Here is a 20,509-nt window from a genome sequence, read left to right as displayed (position 1 = left end):
GGACCTGATTTACCGGCGCTCGGCGGGCGCCTTGAGCGCCGCCGTCTGCTGGGCGCCGTCCTCGTGACGTGTATCCACCGTTGCGACCACCGACATACCCGGCCGCAACACGTGATCGCTGAGGGCATCCGGCGAAAACCGGATGCGCACCGGTACCCGCTGCACGATCTTGGTGAAATTGCCCGTCGCATTCTCCGGGGGAAGCAGGCTGAACAACGCGCCGGATGCAGGCGAGATGCTCGCGACTTCCCCAGTGAAGACGCGGCCGGGATAGGCATCGACCGTGATGGCCACTTGCTGGCCGGGTTTTAGCCGATCGAGCTGGGTTTCCTTGTAATTCGCGTCAACATACACCGCGTCCAGCGGAACGATCGCAGCGAGACGTTCTCCGACGGAAACGAGCTTGCCGACCTGCACGGCGCGGTTACCGATAACGCCGGACACAGGCGCCTTGATCTGGGTGAAGGAGAGATCTCGCTCCGCCTTGGCGAGGCTTGTCCTATCCTCGTCCAGACTGCGCTCAGCCTCGACGCGCTGTGCGTTCAGGACCCCTACATTGGCCTGCGCGGAATCGAGGCCCGCCTTGGCGCTGGCGAGATTGGCGCGGGTGCGGTCGCGATCCGCACGAGCATTATCGAGAGCCTGTTTGCTCGCGAAATTGCTCTTGGCGAGCTGTTGCTGGCGGTTGAATTCCAGTTCGGTGCGGTCCACATCCGCCTGCGCCGCGGCGATCTGCGCCTCAGCCTGTTCCACGGAGGCCTGCCCAGCCCTGATTTGCTCGGCAATCCGGGCGATCGCTGCCTGCTGGGTCGCGACCTTGCCTTTCGCCGCATCGACCGCGAGACGATAATCGCCGTCGTCGATATGCGCGATGATGTCACCCTCGCGTACGAACTGATTGTCCGTGACGTCGACGCTGGTGATATAGCCGGAGACCTTGGCCGCCAGGATCGTCATATCGACATGCACATAAGCATCATCGGTCTCGATCTCGAAGCGGCCGGCCGTCCACCAGTGATATCCCTCATAGCCACCCGCAGCCAGCGCGACTAGCGCGACCACCGCCAGTAGAGGCTTGCGAATACGGCTCGTCTTCTTCTGCGCGTTCTTGTCGCGATGCTTGCGGCCATGATGCTTGTGCCCTGCTTTTGCGGCATCACCCGGCGCAGCCGGCGCTTCCCGAGCCTGCTCCAGATGGGCCGGCTCCATAGGAGCCGACCCTTGGAGAGCACTCGCTTCGTCGAGCTTGTGGGCTGATGTCGCTTCGCGGGCAGGCGTAGCCGGCTCCCCCGTCGCACGGCCGGCTGATGACGGTGCGTCGCGGACCATCAGGTCGAACCCATCGGCCATATCCTGGCGTCTATCCACGGTACTCGTCCATCTGTGAGAAAGGATTGACCGAACCGTTCGGTCGGCACTACAACCAGATAGATTGACCGAACCGTTCGGTCAACGACACGCGTGTGCGCCACCGCACGCCCCAGCGCAGGCTTTTCGGCGGCCTCGCCCCTATCTGTCGCCCGGGACAAAGATGGTGTAGCGCATATGTTGACACCTGATGAGCCATCAAGGACGGAGCCAATGGACCCCCTCACCCTCGCCCATGAACGCGAGGACACCGCGCAAGAAGCCTCCAAAAGACGCGACATCCTGAATGGCGCTCGGCAGGTTTTCCGCGCCAATGGCTTTGATGGGGCGAGCATGGGCGACATCGCGAAGGCGGCTGGCGTCTCCAAAGGCACCCTGTACGTCTATTTCGACAGCAAGGAGGCGCTTTTCCGCGCCTTGATCGATATCGATCGCCGCGATGCAGCGGAGCGTCTGTTCGATCTCGACGAGGCCGATCCGGATGTGCGCGGTGTTCTCAGCCGGCTCGGCATCCGTTTCATCGGTATGATGATTCAACCAGAGCATGTATCGCTTCTGCGTATGGTCATCGGCGCGTCGGAGAAATTCCCAGCGCTCGGACGAGCCTTCTTCGAAGCCGGGCCTTGTTACGGCGTGACACGGCTTTCCGTCTATCTCGCCGCGCAGCAGGCGGCGGGGCGTCTCGCCATGGATGATACCGATATCGCCGCCGCGCAGTTCATTGGTCTTGTTCAAGGCGGCCTTACGAAAGCTCCGCTTTTCGGCGTAAACGAACAGCCGTCAGAGGAGGCGATCGAACGAACCGTCGCGAGCGCGCTACGCGTCTTCTTCGCTGCCTATGGACCGGAACGGTCCTGACGGCGGGAGGCCTTCCCTATTTATCATCCCGCAAGGCTTCCTTGACGCGGGCGTCCAGGACCTCAGGCTGCTTGATAACGAGCGCGCCGCGGGTACGCTCAACCAGTCCTTCCGCCGACAAGGCGCTGAATTCACGCGTGACCTGCTCACGGCGGCAACCGATGCGGGCGGCGATGACGTGGTGAAAAGGTGGCGGTGTGACGACCCGCTCGCCGGGATGCCCGGCCCGCGGCACCGACAGACGTAGCAGCTCCGCGTAGAGGCGGTGCCGGAGATCAAGCACCGTATGTTCCATGATGCGGGCATTGAGTTCCCGCACGCGCCCCGCAAGGAGCTTCAGCAACCGCTCGGCAACCGTTGGCGAGGCAAAGACGATCTCGCGGAAAACGGAAGCCGGCATGATGCACACTTCACCGCGCGTCAGAGCCGTTACATTCGCCGAGCGCTTCACGCCATCAATGGCGGCAAGCTCGCCGAACAACTCGCCCGTGCGCATCTCGCCGAGAATGACCTCTTTCCCCGACTGGCTGCGCACAAGGACCCGCACTTCGCCAGCAACGATGAAATAGACGTCGGTGGAGACATCCTCGAAATCCACCAGGATCTCGTCGGCCTCGAACCGGCGCCAGTTGCAGCGCTGCTCGTAGGCGTCAAAATCCAAATCCGCGTCCTTGAAGAACGGAACACGCGTCAGCTGCAACATCGCCCCGATTCTCACCTTCCGTCCGCATCGTCCGGACCTGAGGGAACGGGGTCAAGCGGCTTTAGCTCCCGTCAGCGGAGCCACCATGGGAAGTGCCATCGGTTGCGCTTTGAAAGCAACAGATCTTAGCAGTTACGGCCGACTTTTGCCGGAAATGCACCCATTCTGTTCAAACTTTCAAGCCGATCGCGCAGAGGATGCCTTCCGGAGCCTCAGGCGGCCGGGGGCGGAAGCGTCGCAGGAATGCTTTGGGGAGCCTGTGCTGGCGCATGAACCCCGGGCCAAGCGTATGGATCGGTGCGCAGAAGTTCAAGGCGCGAAACATTTCCCGCTCCACCCAGGACCAGCGCAATGCCCATCACAAGGCCGCCAACGGCGACCGCCAGAGCGGGAATGGAGAACAAACTGACATCAAGACGCATGACTTGGCCGAATCACATGTTGTCCACAGCTTTTCAACACCATGTCCTCACGCTTGTCCAAGGCAGCATCGCGACCGGACTATGTCGAAGACATGGCAAACCGCGCGGGTAACGCCTGCTAACGGCTCGCATCGACACGCAGGACTTGCGGGCGAGGCCGGCAAACGGCACAAGACTGCGATGCTGCAGATCAATGAACTGACCTATCGGCTCGGAGCACGCCTCCTGATCGACCAAGCGACCGTCGCGGTCCCGAGTGGAGCGCGTGTCGGCCTGGTCGGTCGCAATGGCGCAGGCAAGACAACACTGTTCCGGTTGATACAGGATGAGATCGCGGGCGAGTCCGGCAGCATTACCCGTCCGAAGAACTGGCGGATCGGCGCGGTGGCGCAGGAAGCCCCGAGTGGGCCGGAGACGCTGATCGAGGTGGTCCTAGCGGCCGATACCGAACGCGCCGCGCTGCTGGCTGAGGCCGAGACAACGACTGATCCCATGCGACGTGCCGATATCGAGATCAGGCTCGTCGATATCGATGCCCATTCGGCGCCGGCACGGGCGGCCGCTATTCTCCACGGCCTTGGGTTCGATGCGGAAGCACAGGCGCGTCCTTGCTCATCCTTCTCCGGCGGCTGGCGCATGCGCGTCGCTCTTGCCGCCGTGCTCTTCACCGAACCAGATCTGCTGCTGCTCGACGAGCCCACAAACTATCTCGACCTCGAAGGCACGCTCTGGCTTTACGACTATCTCGGGCGCTATCCCCATACGGTGCTCGTCATCAGCCACGACCGCGATCTCCTGGACACAGCGGTCGACCACATCCTGCATCTCGACCAGGGCAAGCTCACGGTCTACCGCGGCGGGTACACCTCCTTCGATCGCCAGCGACGGGAGAAGCAGGCCCTTCAATCCAAAGCGCGGATGAAGCAGGAAGCCGAACGCAAACACCTCAGCGCCTTCGTCGAGCGTTTCCGCGCCAAGGCGTCGAAAGCGCGCCAAGCGCAGTCGCGGCTCAAGCGGCTGGAGAAGATGGAGCCAATCGCCGCCGTGGCCGGTGAAGAGGTGCTGCCCTTCCATCTGCAGGGCCCGGACCGCCCGCTCTCCCCACCCCTCATCGCGATCGAAGGCGTCGGTGTCGGCTATGGCGACCGCACGGTGCTCGATCGCCTGAACCTGACCCTTTTACCGGACGACCGCATCGCGCTGCTCGGCTCGAATGGCAACGGTAAGTCGACTTTCGCCAAGCTCCTCTCCGGACGGCTAGCGCCGATGAAGGGCCAGGTGACCCATTCGCCGAAGCTGAAGACCGCGTATTTCGCCCAGCACCAGCTGGATGAGTTGAGCCTGGCCGAGACACCTTTGCAGCACGTCGCAGCGCTCATGCCGGACGCGCCGCAGGCGAAGCAGCGGGCGCGCGCCGCCCAGTTCGGTTTTTCCGGCGCGCGGGCCGAAACGCCGGTAGATAAGCTTTCCGGCGGCGAAAAGGCCCGGCTTCTCATGGGGCTTGCAGCTTTTGGCGGCGCCCATCTCCTGATCCTCGACGAGCCGACCAACCACCTCGACATCGACAGCCGCCAGGCCCTCGTCGAGGCGATCAACGATTATACGGGCGCCGTCGTGCTCATCAGCCACGATCGATTTCTCATCGAGGCCTGCGCCGAACGCCTCTGGCTCGTTTCGAATGGCACCGTCAAATCTTATGATGGCGACATGGACGACTATCGCCGTCTTGTCCTCGGCCTCGACAAATCCGGCAGCGGCGGCAACCGCGAGGAGGCAAAGACGCCCGCCGCCGCGCCGTCCCGGCCGGCAGGCGCGGCGCGCCCGTCCCTCAACGCCATGCGCAAGCGCGTCACCGAGCTCGACGCGCGCATCGCGAAGCTGACGGCCGCCATTGAGAAGGTCGACACAGCCCTCGCCGATCCGGCGGCCTTCCGCGATAATCCGACGAAGGCGGCGGAGCTTGCGCGCATGCGCAACGAGGCCGCAGAGGCTCTGGCTCGAACGGAAGACGAATGGCTCGACGCGACAGCTACGCTGGAGGGCGCACAAGGTTGAAGCGGCGTCAGGCGCATCTCGACCTGAAATCACTCTACATGTGAATACTACACGTATAAGAGCATACCCTACAATATAAATCCTTTTTCATCGGCAAGTATCACATCTCAAGCGCCGTATGCGTCGCCAGACATCTTCATGGCGCGAATAATGCTCGCATCTCGACGCAAGAATCCGATGGTGATTTGTCCATGAAACTCCTTACAATGCCTGAAATTATCGGCAGGATTCCCGGCGCAAGGGGGGTCGGCAAGAGAATTGCCCGTGCTACAGGCGTTCTACCGCCCAAACATGCCAGCGGTCGAGAACCGCTTTCCATTCAAGGCCCTTCCACAACGCTCCCAACCTCATCCGAGCCTATCGCACCGCCTCGGCCTAAGCGCCAATTGCAAAAGGCGATCGATGCGGGGGGCCTCACCACCGGCGAGTTGCAGATTCCAGAAGAGCGCCGGCAAGGACTGATCTATATTCCTATCCGTGCACAGAAATTGAGAGAGCTCGCTCAAATTTGGAACGAGCAGAGGTTTATCGGTAAGAAGGGTCTCTATGGCATCCTGCAAAAGCCGGATGACATGCTCGAGAGCACCTGGCTGGCGACACGTCCCCTGCGCGATCTCGATTGCGAGGCTAAATTATATGTCCTGCTTGATGCCGATATCCCAGGCCATTCCGACGAAAACGTCATCGGCGGCGTAGAAGACCCGGTCACCTATTCGGGGGCCAAGGCGATGGGAACCCCCGAGCCCCGCCCAAATCCACTTCTGTCCGCTCCGCAAAAGCTTGTCAACAATGCTTTCCTCTCCAGGGAAAGGACATGGTCTCCAGATACATTCGCCAAGCATATGAAGGCCTCCGGCCTGCCAACCGACTTTCGGTTCCTCCGCCTGTACATCGGATTCTCACAATATGTGAAATCAAAGCACGGAGGCGCGCCTTACGGCAGTCATCCGGGTTGCGCTTTTGCCAAGCAATTCGCTGCAGCGATGAATAAGCTTGGATACAAGCATCTTGAAATTCGAGGATATTTTGGGGTGCTCGCAATGGCCGATGATGACGTTATGCGGAATCACCGGTATACAAAGATATACTTCGAGAATCCCCGACCAACCCCAGAGCCGGACTATTTCAAGCCTAGCCAGAAGAGTTTTGTATATTACAGCAACACTGACGATGTACGGTCTCAAACGATCATAGGCAGGACGAGTGAGCGCGCTGAACACGCTGCAGAATTTATCAAGCATCCCTTGAATACCGCGCGGGATGCTGCCCAAAAGTGGCTTTTTAAAAAGATAATTCCTCGCTCCTAGCTAGACGATCGGCGTCCTGACTGCGCCTCGGCAGATTCCGCGATCGGCTGGGGCAGCACGAATGAACGATTACAACCTCTGCCCCACCGCCTTAAACAACCGTTCGGCGCTGTCGCGCAGTGCCTTTCGAGAATCGTCGCGGGTATAGAACATGTGTCCGCCCGGCACGACCTCGAGCCGCAGGCGCTCCGGATTGGCGATCGTCGGCGGCAGGCGGTCAAGCACGAGCCGCGTCTCCAGATAAGGCGTGACGAGATCGGTGAAACCATGGGTCACCACCACCGTCATGGACGGATCGAGCGCCATCGCCGCCCTGAGGTCGCGCGCGGCCTCGGGGCCTTCGCGACGCGTGCCCCAGGACCAGCGCCGGTTGATCTCGCCGTTGAGAAGCTCGTAGGGACGGTTGACCTCATAGTTGAGGACGCGCCTCGTATAGTCCACGGTGGCGCTCGTCAGCGGTGCCATGCTCGCGTCAAGCACGGGATCATCGAAGCTCGCGCGCGTTGCCCAGGGGTCCTGATCCAGACCGGTGATCAGCGCGTCGTAGTAGCTGGCGACTTCCGACCGTGGCCTGCCAAGCTCGCGGGCAACATCCGTCATGTCAGGCTGGCCGCCGGCGCGCGCGAGGAAATCGCGATCAAGGCCTGTCAATTGATGAACCTTGTCGACGATGCGCGCCACGGCCGCCTTGTCGCGCGGCCCCTTGAGCACGTCGACGAGATAGTCGCCCAAAGCATAGGCCTCGACCTCGGCCAGACCTTCCCGGGTGAGCGGCTCCCCCTTGGCCGCGCGCGCGGCCGCGACAAGGCTTGGAAGCCGGGCGGCCGTCGAGAAGGGCAGGCCTTCCGCCTTCAGATTGAAGTCGAGCACGGGCGAGATGATGTAAAGGCCATTGATGCCGACACCGTAGTCGCCTTGCAGGGCGCGCGCGATCTTTGGCACGCGGAAGCCGCCGTAGCTTTCCCCGACCAGCACCTTGGGCGAACGCAAGCGATCGTTTTCAGTGAGATAGCGCGTGACGAACCGCGACAGCGAAGCAACGTCGCCGCTGACGGACCAGAACTGCTGGCGCAGGTCCTGGTCTTCTCGCAGGAAGCGGCTGAATCCCGTGCCGACGGGGTCGACGAAGACAAGGTCCGTGAATGGCAGCCAGGTCTCGGGATTATCGGTGAGGATCGGCGGGCTCGACGGACCCTGCCCCTGGTTGCCGAAAGGAAGGCGCTGCGGCCCCATGGCACCGAAATGCAGATATGCGGATGCCGCCCCAGGGCCGCCGTTGAAGGCGAAGGCGATTGGTCTCGTCGCCGGATCCTGGCCGTCGAGAACATAGGCCACATAGGCGATTTCGGCGGTTGGGCGGCCTGCCTGATCGTTGAGCACAATGCTCCCTGCCGTCGCCTTATACTTCAGGGAGCCGAGCGCCGCAGGCAAACTATGGCTGGTCGTGACCGGTGCGGGCAGCCGAAGGTCCGCCGGCTCGCTGCTCGCCTGTCGCTGCTGGCGTTGCCCCGGCCCCTGCGACGCCTCGGCCTGCCCGCCCTGTCGGGCGGGCTCTTGGCCTTGGCGGACAGGCTCTTGGGCAACGACGGTCCTGGCTGCTTCAATCGGAGAGAGGAGCGCGAGCCCGAGAAGCGCACCTGTGACAACGGCGCGGGCCGGCCAGCGAGCACGCCTATGGTGGCGTCCACCGTCATCCTCGTGATCGCGTTCGGAACGGGCTGACAACAGCATACGGTCCTCCGGGCAATGACGGCCTTGATGGGCACTACGCCCAGCCTTCGTCAGGCCTTCTTCTGCCAGCGCCCTTGTTCGTCCTGCTGCCAATAGGTCACGTCGAAGCCCTGCTCGCGGGCGACACGCCATTGGCCGCGGGCCTCGGCTAGCGCCTCATCGTCATTGCCGTCAAATAGGACAACAATGCGGTCGTAACTCGCCGCTTCCACACTCAAGGTCGCGCCGTCGACGAGGAAGCGCACGGATGCATCGTTCGGGTTGTCCGGTGACGTGGTGAGCACGACCGGTTGGCTGGACGCGTCCGGGTCGGCTTGCGTGCCGTGGGGCAGGAAGCTCTCCTCGCGATAGGTCCAGAGGTGATCGTCAAGCGCGGCAAGACGTTCACGCTCGGGAACCTCGATCGCCACCCGCCAGCCCCGCTCCAGGCTTTTCTCGACGAGCGTCGGCAGCACACCTTCGAGCGGCTGCCTCTGCAGATGATAGAACAGGACTTCCGTCACGCGCCGCCAGCTTCCATGCTCACCAAGTTGTTATCGCTCAGCTCTCGTAGTGGTCGCGCACGAGGCGATCAAGCAGGCGGACTCCCCAGCCGGAGCCCCAGCTCCTGTTGATTTCGGTTTGCGGCGCATTCATCCCCGTTCCGGCGATATCGAGGTGCGCCCACGGCGTATCCTTGACATGGCGTTGCAGGAACTGCGCCGCGGTGATTGAGCCACCGTAGCGTCCGCCTGTGTTCTTCATATCGGCGAATTTCGAGTCGATGAGATTGTCATAGGCGGGGGCGAGCGGCAGGCGCCACACCTTCTCGCCCGTCTCCCGGCCAGCCGCGGCAAGCCTGTCGGACAGGGTGTCGTCGTTGCTGAAGAGCCCCGCATGCTCCTGGCCGAGAGCCACGAGGATGGCCCCCGTCAACGTGGCGAGATCGACCATGAATGCCGGCTTGAATCGATCCTGCGCGTACCAAAGTACGTCGGCCAGCACGAGACGGCCTTCGGCATCCGTATTGATGATCTCGATGGTCTGGCCGGAAAGGGAGGTCACGATATCGCCCGGGCGCTGCGCGCGGCCGTCCGGCATGTTCTCCACGAGACCGATGAGACCGACGGCGTTGACGCGCGCCTTGCGCTGGGCCAGAGCCTGCATCAGGCCGACCACGCAGGCGGCGCCGGCCATGTCACCCTTCATGTCCTCCATGCCCGCGCCAGGCTTGATCGAAATCCCGCCCGTGTCGAAAGTCACGCCCTTGCCGATGAAGGCCACCGGCTGATCCTTCGCGCCGGCACCATTCCAGCGCATGATGACAACGCGCGCCTCGCGATGGGACCCCTGAGCGACGCCGAGCAGCGCCCGGAAGCCGAGCTTTCTCAGCTGCTTCTCGTCGAGGATCTCGACGTCGACGCCGACCTTCTCGAGCGCGGCTGCCCGATCAGCGAATTCCTCGGGAAAGAGAACATTCGGCGGTTCATTGACCAGATCCCGCGCCGTGAGCACCCCATTTGCAACAGCCTCGCGGGCCTTGGCGACCTGCCGGGCGGCGGCCGGATCACGAACGAAGAGCGTCGCCTTCAGCGGCTTGGAGGGTTTCCCGTCAGCCTCCTTCTTCGTCTTGTATTTGTCGAAGGTATAGGCGCGCAGCTGCATACCAAGCGTCAGATCGGCCGCCGCCTCGGGCGTAACATCATGGCCCGGAAGTGCCACGAGCAGACTGGCACGGGTGCCGGAGAGCGCCCCCTGCACAACCCCACCGAGCTGGACCCAGTCGAGCTTGGCAATGTCCGCCGCTGGACCAGTGCCGATCACGACGAGGCGGTCCGCCTCGATGCCCTTGGGAGCCGCGATCACGAGCACTTTCTTGAGCTTGCCCTTGAAAGTCTCAGCCGCCGCGGCCTTCGATATGGTCGCCAAAACCTCCGGCCCGAGCGCACCAGCCGCATCCTCTCCCGTCTCGAGCGCGTCGTTCATAAACACCACGACGCTGCCGCCGCCCGTTTGACCGAAGGACTTGAACTCGAATTTGATGCGCTCGACCATAAGATCCTCTTCCCATCCTCGCATGACCGTGTAGCCGGCCTCGCGGCACAGAGTGGTATAGCATGGTACAAGAGGCAGCCAATGGTTCGTCCTCTGCTATAAGCTCCCCTGTCATGAAGCTGCGTCCTGCCTTCAAACCGCCCAGCTTCCCGGCGATGGCTGACGACGCCCCCGGCCTGTTAAAATGACGTTGGCGCCATTTCGATGGGGAGAAGCAGGCCTTGCAGACCTGTTGTGCGCTGGCTCACTTGCCGTATGGTGCGCGACACGGTAGCTCCGCTGTCGGTGATTGAAGAGTAAGGATCGGTAGAGTACGCGACCCATGGGGCTGATCGACCGCTACATCCTTCGCAACGTCGTTGGCGCCTTCCTGGCGTGCCTTTCGGCGTTGACGCTTGTGATCTGGATCACCCAGATCCTGAAGGAGCTCGATCTGGTCACAGGCAAGGGGCAGACCATCGGCATCTTTCTGGTCGTCACCCTGCTCTCGCTGCCGGCCCTCATCACCATCATCGCGCCGGCCGCGCTGTTCATTGCAACGCTCTACGCCCTCAATCGCCTGAACGGGGATTCCGAACTCATCGTGATGAGCGCCGCCGGAATTCCACCGAGCCGGCTGCTTCGCCCCTTCGCAACATTTACCTTGGTCGTGACACTGGCGGTGGGCGTCATGACGGTCTACCTCATGCCGCAGAGCTTCAATTCGCTGCGTGACCTCGTAACCAAGATCCGCGCCGATTTCGTTGCCAATATCGTCAAGGAAGGCCAGTTCACCACCCTCGATACCGGGATCACATTTCACTACCGCGAGAAATCGGGTGACGCTCTCCTCGGTATTTTCCTGCAGGACCAGCGTGATCGCAACAAGGTGGTCGTCTATATCGCGGAACGTGGGCAAGCCGTGGACGTGAAAGGCCAGAGCTATCTTCTGCTCGAAACTGGGTCCGTCCAGCGGCAGGAACCTGGCAGCAGGGATTCGGCAATCGTCACTTTCGAGCGGTATGCGATCGATCTTTCCGTCTTCGCTCAGGAAGGGGCCGATGTCATTTACAAGCCGCGCGAGCGTTCGACCTGGGCCTTGATGAGTCCGGATCCAAACGAGCCCTATTTCAAGCTCCAAGAGGGACGTTTCCGCGCGGAGCTGCACGACCGCTTCTCTGCCCCGCTCTACTGCATTGCTTTCATGCTGATCGCTTTTGCCGCACTCGGTGAAGCACGCACCACCCGGCAAGGGCGCGGCGCCGCCATCCTGGCCGCCATCATTGGCGTTCTGCTTGTGCGCGTAGCGGGTTTTGCCGCTTCGAGTGCTGCGGTCAGGTCGCCCGCCGCGCTGCTAGGCGTCTATGGCGCGCCCTTGGCCGGCTGCCTGATCTCGCTTGTCTTCATCTTCTATGGGCATCGCCTTGGCCGAATGACGTCTGCGCTCTTCCGCAAGCGCGACACCCGTTCAATCGGATCCGTCGCGACGGCGGGGTCGGCCTGATGTTCATCGGCGTAACGCTTGGACGATACCTTTCCCTTCGTTTCCTCAAGACCATTCTGGCGGTGTTCGCGACCGTCTTCCTGCTCGTTTATACCCTGGATTTCGTGGAATTGATGCGGCGGGCCGGCGATGCTCAGGGTGCGAGCACCGGCCTCATGGTGATGCTGGCGCTTCTGCGCACGCCAGCGGTCGTCGAGCAGGTCATGCCCTTCGCCGTCCTGTTCGGCAGCATGGTGACGCTGCTGAACCTGAGCCGCAGACTGGAGCTGGTCATTGCCCGCGCCGCCGGCATCTCGGCCTGGCAGTTCCTTCAGCCCGGCGTGCTCGTCGCCCTGCTTCTCGGGGTGGGTGTGATCACGCTCTACAATCCGCTTTCAGCGATGCTGAAGCAAAAGGCGGGCGTGATCGAGGCTCGCATCTTCGCTCGCAGCAGCGCGGCAGCCACTGGTCAGTATATCTGGGTACGCCAGCGCAGCGTCGATGGCCAGGCAATCATCCGGGCAGATGCCGCTAACAATGACTCCGCTACGCTCGTCAACGTCACGTTCTTTCTCTTCGATCAGCGCGGTGAATTCACAGAGCGTGTGGAGGCGCGCGAGGCTGATTTGCATAGTGGTTACTGGGAGCTTAAAGACGCTCGCGTTACATCCGGAACGAGTGAACCCGAGAACCACACAACCTACCTGATCGCCACGAACCTGGAACCGTCTCAGGTGCGGGAATCCTTTCTGCCCGCGGGTTCCGTGCCATTTTGGCGACTCCCGGCCGTTATCGAGCGAACCGAGCGCGCCGGCTTGGATTCAACGCCATATCGTCTGCAATTCGACTCTCTGCTAGCCAGACCTTTACTGTTCGTTGCCATGGTGATGGTTGCCGCGTCCGTTTCATTAAGATTCTTCCGATTTGGTGGTGTAGCACGCATGGTTCTGAGTGGCGTCATTGCCGGGTTCATGCTTTATGTCGCTACGGAACTCATGGAGGACCTCGGGGCATCCGGGCTCGTTAGCCCAATGGTAGCGGCCTGGTTTGCGGCCGTTGTCGGGAGTCTGCTCGGCACGCTCGCGCTTCTTTATCAAGAGGACGGGTGATGCCGGTTCGTGCGGATCGGAGCGTGTGGACAAGGAGGACGCGCTTGTATCTCGGCAAAGTTGGGTGGATTCTGTTGTCGACGGTAGCTGCCGCGGCGCTGACATTGCCGTCGGCCGCAAGCGCGCAGACCGTGAATGATCGTCTGTCCGCAAGGTCCCAGCCCAATCAGACCGATAAGCTCCTCGTTGATGCGCGGGAGATTGTCTACAACAATGACAAGAACACCGTCGCGGCGGTGGGCGACGTCAACGTTTATTATCAGGGCCGCGCCCTGCAGGCTGACCGGGTGATCTACGACCGCAACACCAACCGTGTGTTCGCGGAAGGGAACGCGCGCCTGACCGAGACCGATGGCACGGTTGCTACCGGTGACCGTTTCGAGCTGACCGACGATTTCAAGGACGGCTTCATCGACACCCTGCGCGTCGAGACTGCCGACAAGACCCGTTTCTCGGCACCGCGTGCCGAACGCACGGCTGGCGAGACCACCGTCTTCCAGCGTGGCACATATACGGCCTGCGAGGCCTGCAAGAAGGATCCGTCCCGACCCCCCCTGTGGCAGGTGAAGGCCGCGAAGATCATCCACAACAACAGCGAGCGGATGATCTACTATGAAGACGCGACCATCGAATTTTACGGCATCCCGCTGGCTTATGTCCCGTATTTCTCGACGCCGGACCCAACCGTGCGGCGCAAGACGGGCTTTCTCTCGCCGCGCTATGTCTACTCGTCGGCCCTCGGCTATGGCGCGTCGGCGCCGTTCTTCTGGGCCATCGCGCCTGACTATGACCTGACGCTGACACCGACCATCCTGTCCAGGCAGGGCTTTCTAGGACAGGCGGAATGGCGCCAGCGCTTCGAGACAGGCTCGTACAACATCCGCGCTGCGGGCATCTTCCAGCAGGACAAGGCCGCGTTCAGCCCGCCTCCCTATGGTGCCGCTAACAAGGATTTCCGCGGCTCTATCGAGTCGACCGGCCGGTTCAACATCAACCAGCAGTGGGCTTGGGGCTGGGACGTCGCGCTTTTGTCCGACAAGTGGTTCCTTGAGAACTACAAGGTGCGCAGTGAAAGCCTGACGTCGACCTTCTTCAAGGAATCGACGTCGACGGTCTACCTCACCGGTCGCAGCGAAACCGGATTCTTCGACATGCGCGGCTACTATTTCCGCACGTTGTCCTACGACGACTGGCAGAAGCAGCAGCCGGTCGTCTATCCGACGCTGGACTACAACAAGCGCATCCAGGCACCCTGGGCGATCGGCGGCGAGATCGAGCTTGACGCCAACATCACCCATTTGAGCCGGTCCGCGGCGCAGTATCAGGCGGTTCCTGGCATTGTAAACGGCGTATACCCCATCGGGTCGACCTATGAGACCTGCACGGTCTTCAACTCGGCCCAGTGCCTCGTGCGCGGCATCGGCGGCAGCTATTCGCGCATTTCCACAAGCGCGACCTGGCAGCGTGAATTCGTGGATCCGCTCGGCCAGACCTGGAAGCCTTTCGCGGGGATCCGGGTGGATGGCTTCGCGATGAACCTGAAGACCACCAACTACCAGAATGCCGAGATCAGCAATTTCCTGAATCCGAACGACAACCTGTCTGCCCGCGTCATGCCGACGGTCGGGCTCGAATATCGCTACCCCTTCGTCGCGACCACGCAGGGCTGGGGCACGCATATTGTCGAACCCATCGCGCAGATCATTGCGCGCCCGTCCGAGACACGCATCGGCAAGCTGCCGAACGAGGATTCCCAGAGCCTGGTGTTCGACGACACCAATATCTTCGAGTGGAACAAGTTCTCGGGTTACGACCGGGTCGAGGGCGGGGTTCGCGCCAATGTCGGAGCGAAATACTCCATCACGACCGAGACCGGCGGATACGGCGACATCCTGATCGGCCAGTCCTACCAGATCGCCGGCAAAAACTCCTATGCCGGAGCTGATATTGCCCATACGGGCCTCGATTCCGGTCTGGAGACCAGCAACTCGGACTATATCGCCCGGGTCCATATGGCGCCGAACGAGAATTTCTCCTTCACCGGGCGCGGCCGCTTCGACGAGGAAACCTTCGCCCTTGAGCGCCTCGAACTTCAGGCCAATGCCAAGGTTGGTCCGGTGACCGCCAATGCGATGTATGCGCGCTATGCCGCGCAGCCGCAGATCGGTTATCCCTATCGCCGGGAAGGGCTCCTGACGGGTGCGTCGCTTCAGCTGTCGACCAACTGGTCCGTCAACGGCTCTGTGCTGTTCGACCTCGATCGCTACATCACGGAGCGCGCGAACTACACCACCCAGGTGACCACGGGCTCGTCCAATCGTTGGTCCGTCGCCAACATGTCGGTCGGAGCGCGCTACCAGGATGAATGTCTGACGCTTGGCGTGACCTACATCTCGTCCTACAAGAACGACTCGACCGGTACGCGCCGACCGGACAAGGCTGTGATGGTCACGCTTGAGCTTCGGACCCTTGGCGAGATCAACTTCAGCCAGAATCTCTCGAGCTCCAGCGCGACCGACGGTATCGCCAATTGAGCGTGAGGAAGGCCCGGCCCGCGTCCACGCGGCCCGCGACGGCCGATCCCAGTACTCTCCCCCTGGCCTTGACCCAGGGGGATCCGGCTGGAATCGGGGCGGAAATTGCGATCAAGGCCTGGCTGCAACGCGATAGCGAGGCGATTCCGCCCTTTTTCATCTTGTCGGACCCCGACTTCATTGCCGCTCGCGCGGCGCGTCTCGGCCTTCCTCTGCCAATCGCGACCGTAACGCCTGAGACGACCCTTTCGGCCTTTGCCGAAGCTCTTCCAGTCGTGCCCGTCAATCATTCCGTTGCGGTGGAGCCAGGCGCACCTTCCGCATCGACCGCCGCCTCCACAATTGCCGCGATCGACATGGCCGTGGCGCTCACCTTCGCCGGTCGGGCCGCCGCGGTGGTAACGAACCCGATCGCCAAGCATGTCTTGTATGAGGCCGGCTTTCGCCATCCCGGGCATACTGAGTATCTTGCGGCGCTATCTGCGCAACATGCTCCCGGCAAGGGCTCTGAGCCCCTGCCGGTGATGATGCTGTGGTCGCCGGCGCTCGCCGTGGTGCCCGTAACGATCCATGTCGCGTTGGCAGAGGTCCCTCGCCTTCTGACCACCCCGCTGATCGTCCAGACTGCACGGATCGTCGCGCGGGATCTCACGTCGCGCTTCGGGATCAGGTCTCCGCGGCTCGCCTTTGCCGGACTTAATCCCCACGCGGGCGAAGGTGGCGCCATGGGGCGGGAGGACATAGAGACCATCGCGCCCGCGATCGCCGCCCTGCGCGGTGACGGCATCGATGCGCGCGGCCCCCTTCCGGCGGATACTCTCTTTCACGCGGCGGCGCGGGCAAGCTACGATGCCGTTCTCTGCATGTATCATGACCAGGCACTGATCCCCATCAAGACCATCGCCTTCGACGATGCCGTCAATGTCACGCTCGGCCTGCCGATCGTGCGCACATCACCCGACCACGGCACGGCCTTCGACATCGCCGCGCGAGGCATCGCCCGAGCGGACAGTCTTTGCGCGGCGCTACGACTTGCCGCCCGCCTTGCCGCAACGCCAACTGCCGCGGCACCATGAGCGCGACCCCGGAAAAGCCTCTCGCCTTCGACGGCCTGCCGCCGCTGCGCGAGGTGGTGCGCGCCCATGGCCTTATGGCCGTGAAGTCTCTCGGCCAGAATTTCCTCTTCGATCTCAACCTCACCGGCCGCATCGCGCGGGCGGCGGGGCCGCTCGAAGGCGTGACGGTGGTCGAGGTGGGCCCCGGTCCGGGGGGCCTCACGCGCGCGCTCCTCACCCACGGCGCCGCACATGTGGTGGCGATCGAGCGGGATCATCGCTGTCTCGCCGCGCTGGCGGAGATCGCGGCTCATTATCCCGGCCGGCTGACAGTCATCGAAGGGGATGCGCTCGAGGCCGACATCACGCCGCATCTCGGTGCCGGCCCCGCGCGCGTTGTCGCCAATCTCCCTTACAACGTGGCGACGCCGCTGTTGGTGGGCTGGCTCACAGCGTCGCCTTGGCCGTCCTGGTGGGATTCGCTTACGCTCATGTTCCAGCGCGAGGTGGCTGAGCGGATCGTCGCCAGCCCTGACAAGCCGAAGGACTACGGCCGCCTCTCGGTCCTCGCCGGCTGGCGGACCGAAGCGTCGATCCTCTTCGACGTTCCGGGCTCGGCCTTCGTGCCCCCGCCGAAGGTGACGTCATCTATTGTCCGGCTTGTGCCCCGCGTCGATCCCCTGCCCTGCGCGACCCGCGCCCTTGAGACAGTTGCACAGGCGGCGTTTGGACAACGCCGCAAGATGTTGCGTCAGAGCCTGAAGAGCCTGGGCGTCGACCCTCTCTTGCTGCTGGAACCGGCGGGGATACCGCCGACGGCCCGCGCCGAGGAAGTGCCCGTCGAGGGCTTCATCGCAATGGCGAATGCCTTCTCAGCGTTGAAGTAGCGGATCCGTACCGCTCGTGGTCGCGTATCTCGGGCGTCAACTCGGGCCGACTGACGTTCCAGGGATAACTCGGTCTGCGCGACCGATCGGCGCCGTCAAAGAGGCACCTCAATGTCGAGAAGCGGTGCATATTGCTGCGCGCCGAAGATGTCGCTGTCCCCCGCACTTCCGCTGGGGGCGTTGCGATAGATCGTGAACTTGATCGCGCAAGCCGGGGCATACTCCACGAAATCGGCGATACGCTCCTGAGCTATTCCATAGAGGCTGGAAATTTTCGCCGCCGTAATGGCCTGGGTTGCGAGCACCTTCTCGTAGATCGAACGATCGGTGAAGATGATGTCGAAGGTAATCTTGTCGACGCCCGCGTTCTTGCTGCGGATCGTCTTGGCGAGTTCCGAGAGCTTTGTCATGATGTTCCGCCTTATGCGCCCACGGTCATGGTATGGGTTGGAAAGAGCTCAAGCGGATCATCGACCGCCAATGTGTGGTTCACCGTCCAGCGATAGGCGGGGGATGCCTTCAGCACCTCATCGAGAACGAAGGCGACCCCCCCTGCCGTGCCCTTGACCTCCGGCAGCCGGGCATAGAATAGCTGGCGCGTGCCTGTCATGCAGAGTTCCTCCGCCATCTCGACAGTAGGTGCTACCCCCTGCACGACGATGCAGAGCTCATGGGCCGGCGTCTTGACAGGCTCCATGTCACCCATCACGCCATTCTTCCCGAACACGTTGAAGTGCAGCTCGTAGCCGCTCGCGCCGAAGCGCTCGACGACCTGCGCCTTCGCCCAGGCTATTACGGCATCGATATTGGCGATCGTGTAAGGATCCCTCACGGAAGCGAGGCCCACGAAGCGTTCGCCGACCTTGCCTGAGCCTTCGAGCTTGACGCGTACGCGTTTGGCGGGCTCGAAGCGCTGACCGGTGACCCGTGTCGTGCGGGGGTCGATCTGCGTGTAGTGGCAGTCGCGCATATCGAGACGTCCTCCCGCGACGAATTCGTCAAAGGGATTGGAACGCTCATACATCGCATGCCCGGCAACCGAGGCGATGGTACAGCGCTGGTCAGGGTGCATCGCGGTCACCGTTACGCCGGCCCCGTCGATGGCGCCAAGTACAGTCTCCTTGGCACCGTAGGGTTCCGCGCAGAACGAGGCGCATTCCAGGACCTTGCCGAGGTAGTAGGCGTCCGCCTCCGTAGCGCCGCGATGGAGTGCCGCGGCCGCAAAGATCGCGCAGTCGCTGGAACGGCCGCCGATGATGACGTCGCAGCCCTCCTCCAGCAGTTTCCTGAAAGGATGCACCCCGGCCATCGCCACGATCCTGTCGGTGGCATCGAGCTCTTTCTCCGAGAGGGGTTCACGTCCGTCGAGGCCGAGCACGGGCTCTGAGGAGCCGATCGCCTGACGCACCCGGTCCTTGCTGACTTCCGAATAGAAGTAGCCGAGCTTGAAGGGCGCGAGGCCGTGCCTCGCGGCGATGTCCTGGATCATCGCCACGTAGCGATCAACCCGGCTGTTGGTACCGGTGTCCCCGGAGGAGCCGATGATCATGGGCACCCCGATCCGCCGCGCCGCGAGAAGCATGGCTTCGAGATCCTGACGCTGCCAGACCTCCGGCGAAGTCGAGGTATCGCTGCCCAGCGGCACGGGTCCGATGTCATCGCTCCCCGAATCCGCCGCTATGAAATCCGGGCTCGCTTCGACCCCGCGCAGAAAGCTGTCGATCTTCAGAGGCGCGAAGCCCAGGTGACCGTTGGGGCAGATAATCCGGATAAGCGACATAACCAGGGACCTCCGATAAGCACATCACAGGATGCGCATCCCCGGTTCAGCACGATTTGTGCCACGCCCGATCTTTCAGGCATCATATTGATATAAAATGACTTTTTAAATCCACTATCCGTGAGCGCAGGCGGAACGGGCAGCCTTGCCGCGCGGTTCGCGCGCCCACGCGTGAAACGCGCGCGCTCACGTCATTCCAAGTTTCAACATCTGGTGCCGCAGAGCATGCCGTGACAGCCCGAGCCGCGCCGCTGTTTCGGTGAGATTGCCCTGGGTGGCGACGAGGGCCTGGCGAATGAGCTGGGTTTGAAACTGGCACGTCGCCTCGTGATAGTCGAGCGGCTCGCCCGACACATCTGCCGACTCGGTTCCGTCCTGCCGCAGCACGACGGATTGCAGCGCGCTTTCCGCCTCCCTGACATCCCGCAGAATGCGATCCGGCAGATGCCGGGCGAGGATGATGGTATCGTCCTCAAGGATGAAAATGCGCTCGAGCAGATTCTCAAGTTCCCTGACATTGCCCGGCCACCTGTAGCGGCGGAAAATGTCGCGAACCTCCGGCGACAGCCCCCGGACAACACGCCCATAGCGACTGCTGAGCCGGCGCAGAAAATTCTCTGTCAGGACAAAGATGTCGTCGCCGCGCTCCCTCAGCGGCGGCGAGTTAATCGCCACCACCTGCAGTCGATAGTAGAGATCCTCACGGAAGCGCCCGGCTTTGACCTCCGACAGGAGGATACGATTGGTGGCAGCGATGAAACGCACATCGACATCGACCGCGGCTGTTGCGCCGACGCGGCGCATGCGTTGCGTGTCGAGAACGGTCAGGAGCTTTGCCTGCATGACGAGGTTCATGTCGCGGATCTCGTCGAGAAAAATCGACCCGCCATTGGCCGTTTCGATCAGGCCGGATTTACGCATTGCGGCACCTGTAAAGGCACCTTTCTCATGGCCGAACAGTTCGGACTCGAGGAGTTGGTCTGGAATGGCCGCGCAATTGACGTCGACGAAGGGCTGCGGCGCACGCGCCGACTGCTGGTGGACGAGACGGGCTATGAGCCCCTTGCCCGTGCCCGTTTCGCCATAGATCAGCACGGCACGAGCCGCGCTGCGAGCCACCCGGTCGATGAGCCGCCTCACTTCGACGATGGATGAATGCTCGCCGATAAGCCCCGCTTCGTAAGCCAAGATCGCCCCGTTCTGA

General features: G+C 62.4%; 16 protein-coding genes. 8 read left to right on the top strand and 8 right to left on the bottom strand.

Annotated features, from left to right (window positions below):
- Window positions 1-9 precede the first annotated feature (9 nt).
- A complete protein-coding gene (locus tag KIO76_RS17865; protein ID WP_291975440.1) occupies window positions 10-1,368 on the bottom strand; it encodes an HlyD family secretion protein in 1,359 nt (452 codons plus the stop codon).
- A gap of 213 nt (window positions 1,369-1,581) precedes the next feature.
- On the opposite strand from KIO76_RS17865, the gene KIO76_RS17860 reads away from it, so the two are divergent.
- Entirely contained in the window at window positions 1,582-2,226 is a 645-nt protein-coding gene (locus KIO76_RS17860) for a TetR/AcrR family transcriptional regulator (protein WP_213324496.1), read from the top strand.
- A gap of 16 nt (window positions 2,227-2,242) precedes the next feature.
- Here KIO76_RS17860 and KIO76_RS17855 read toward each other — a convergent pair whose 3' ends face one another.
- Window positions 2,243-2,929: a Crp/Fnr family transcriptional regulator gene (locus KIO76_RS17855; protein WP_213324495.1), complete on the bottom strand. Its 687-nt coding sequence runs from the start codon at window positions 2,927-2,929 to the stop codon at window positions 2,243-2,245.
- Window positions 2,930-3,531: 602 nt separating this feature from the next.
- On the opposite strand from KIO76_RS17855, the gene KIO76_RS17850 reads away from it, so the two are divergent.
- Window positions 3,532-5,406 carry an ABC-F family ATP-binding cassette domain-containing protein gene (locus KIO76_RS17850; protein ID WP_213324494.1) on the top strand — a complete coding sequence of 625 codons (1,875 nt, stop codon included), beginning with the start codon at window positions 3,532-3,534 and terminating at the stop codon, window positions 5,404-5,406.
- A gap of 191 nt (window positions 5,407-5,597) precedes the next feature.
- Entirely contained in the window at window positions 5,598-6,713 is a 1,116-nt protein-coding gene (locus KIO76_RS17845) for a hypothetical protein (RefSeq protein ID WP_213324493.1), read from the top strand.
- 69 nt (window positions 6,714-6,782) lie between these two features.
- On the opposite strand, the gene KIO76_RS17840 is transcribed toward KIO76_RS17845, so the two are convergent.
- From KIO76_RS17840 to KIO76_RS17830, 3 genes are read right to left on the bottom strand one after another with little or no spacing between them, the layout of a single operon-like run.
- A complete protein-coding gene (locus KIO76_RS17840; RefSeq protein ID WP_213324492.1) occupies window positions 6,783-8,444 on the bottom strand; it encodes a S10 family peptidase in 1,662 nt (553 codons plus the stop codon).
- 50 nt (window positions 8,445-8,494) lie between these two features.
- Window positions 8,495-8,947 carry a DNA polymerase III subunit chi gene (locus tag KIO76_RS17835; protein WP_213324491.1) on the bottom strand — a complete coding sequence of 151 codons (453 nt, stop codon included), beginning with the start codon at window positions 8,945-8,947 and terminating at the stop codon, window positions 8,495-8,497.
- 37 nt (window positions 8,948-8,984) lie between these two features.
- Window positions 8,985-10,478, bottom strand: coding sequence for a leucyl aminopeptidase (locus KIO76_RS17830; RefSeq protein WP_213324490.1), 1,494 nt, complete (start codon window positions 10,476-10,478; stop codon window positions 8,985-8,987).
- 322 nt (window positions 10,479-10,800) lie between these two features.
- Between KIO76_RS17830 and lptF the strand changes: the two genes are divergently transcribed.
- The 5 genes from lptF to rsmA all read left to right on the top strand — a co-directional run bounded on the left by lptF (window position 10,801) and on the right by rsmA (window position 17,525).
- On the top strand, window positions 10,801-11,961 hold the full coding sequence (gene lptF / locus KIO76_RS17825) for an LPS export ABC transporter permease LptF (protein WP_213324489.1): 1,161 nt from the start codon (window positions 10,801-10,803) through the stop codon (window positions 11,959-11,961).
- Window positions 11,961-13,049, top strand: a complete 1,089-nt coding sequence (gene lptG / locus KIO76_RS17820; RefSeq protein ID WP_213324488.1) for an LPS export ABC transporter permease LptG — start codon at window positions 11,961-11,963, stop codon at window positions 13,047-13,049. Before lptF ends, lptG begins: the two co-directional genes overlap by 1 nt.
- A gap of 74 nt (window positions 13,050-13,123) precedes the next feature.
- A complete protein-coding gene (locus KIO76_RS17815; RefSeq protein WP_249729641.1) occupies window positions 13,124-15,583 on the top strand; it encodes an LPS-assembly protein LptD in 2,460 nt (819 codons plus the stop codon).
- Between the two features lie 2 nt (window positions 15,584-15,585).
- On the top strand, window positions 15,586-16,659 hold the full coding sequence (gene pdxA, locus KIO76_RS17810; protein WP_291975535.1) for a 4-hydroxythreonine-4-phosphate dehydrogenase PdxA: 1,074 nt from the start codon (window positions 15,586-15,588) through the stop codon (window positions 16,657-16,659).
- Window positions 16,656-17,525: a 16S rRNA (adenine(1518)-N(6)/adenine(1519)-N(6))-dimethyltransferase RsmA gene (gene rsmA, locus KIO76_RS17805; RefSeq protein ID WP_213324486.1), complete on the top strand. Its 870-nt coding sequence runs from the start codon at window positions 16,656-16,658 to the stop codon at window positions 17,523-17,525. The genes pdxA and rsmA overlap by 4 nt, the downstream gene beginning before the upstream one ends.
- 95 nt (window positions 17,526-17,620) lie before the next feature.
- Here rsmA and KIO76_RS17800 read toward each other — a convergent pair whose 3' ends face one another.
- From KIO76_RS17800 to KIO76_RS17790, 3 genes are all read right to left on the bottom strand, one after another.
- A complete protein-coding gene (locus KIO76_RS17800) occupies window positions 17,621-17,935 on the bottom strand; it encodes a DUF4387 domain-containing protein (RefSeq protein ID WP_213324485.1) in 315 nt (104 codons plus the stop codon).
- Between the two features lie 11 nt (window positions 17,936-17,946).
- On the bottom strand, window positions 17,947-19,305 hold the full coding sequence (locus tag KIO76_RS17795) for an acyclic terpene utilization AtuA family protein (RefSeq protein ID WP_213324484.1): 1,359 nt from the start codon (window positions 19,303-19,305) through the stop codon (window positions 17,947-17,949).
- A 186-nt stretch (window positions 19,306-19,491) separates the two neighbouring features.
- Window positions 19,492-20,493: a sigma-54 interaction domain-containing protein gene (locus KIO76_RS17790; protein ID WP_213324483.1), complete on the bottom strand. Its 1,002-nt coding sequence runs from the start codon at window positions 20,491-20,493 to the stop codon at window positions 19,492-19,494.
- Between the last annotated feature and the right edge of the window lie 16 nt (window positions 20,494-20,509).

Source organism: Chelatococcus sp. YT9 (assembly GCF_018398315.1).
Classification (GTDB): domain Bacteria; phylum Pseudomonadota; class Alphaproteobacteria; order Rhizobiales; family Beijerinckiaceae; genus Chelatococcus.
Note: the sequence above shows the minus strand (reverse complement) of the source record. Positions and strands in the feature narration are given on the sequence as shown.

Excerpts from the sequence above, each read along its gene's own strand:
- lptG (WP_213324488.1), top strand. The coding sequence starts at position 11,961 with ATGTTCATCGGCGTAACGCTTGGACGATACCTTTCCCTTCGTTTCCTC.
- KIO76_RS17830 (WP_213324490.1), bottom strand. The coding sequence starts at position 10,478 with ATGGTCGAGCGCATCAAATTCGAGTTCAAGTCCTTCGGTCAAACGGGC.
- rsmA (WP_213324486.1), top strand. The coding sequence starts at position 16,656 with ATGAGCGCGACCCCGGAAAAGCCTCTCGCCTTCGACGGCCTGCCGCCG.
- KIO76_RS17855 (WP_213324495.1), bottom strand. The coding sequence starts at position 2,929 with ATGTTGCAGCTGACGCGTGTTCCGTTCTTCAAGGACGCGGATTTGGAT.
- KIO76_RS17860 (WP_213324496.1), top strand. The coding sequence starts at position 1,582 with ATGGACCCCCTCACCCTCGCCCATGAACGCGAGGACACCGCGCAAGAA.
- KIO76_RS17795 (WP_213324484.1), bottom strand. The coding sequence starts at position 19,305 with ATGTCGCTTATCCGGATTATCTGCCCCAACGGTCACCTGGGCTTCGCG.
- lptF (WP_213324489.1), top strand. The coding sequence starts at position 10,801 with ATGGGGCTGATCGACCGCTACATCCTTCGCAACGTCGTTGGCGCCTTC.
- KIO76_RS17800 (WP_213324485.1), bottom strand. The coding sequence starts at position 17,935 with ATGACAAAGCTCTCGGAACTCGCCAAGACGATCCGCAGCAAGAACGCG.
- KIO76_RS17850 (WP_213324494.1), top strand. The coding sequence starts at position 3,532 with ATGCTGCAGATCAATGAACTGACCTATCGGCTCGGAGCACGCCTCCTG.
- KIO76_RS17845 (WP_213324493.1), top strand. The coding sequence starts at position 5,598 with ATGAAACTCCTTACAATGCCTGAAATTATCGGCAGGATTCCCGGCGCA.
- KIO76_RS17840 (WP_213324492.1), bottom strand. The coding sequence starts at position 8,444 with ATGCTGTTGTCAGCCCGTTCCGAACGCGATCACGAGGATGACGGTGGA.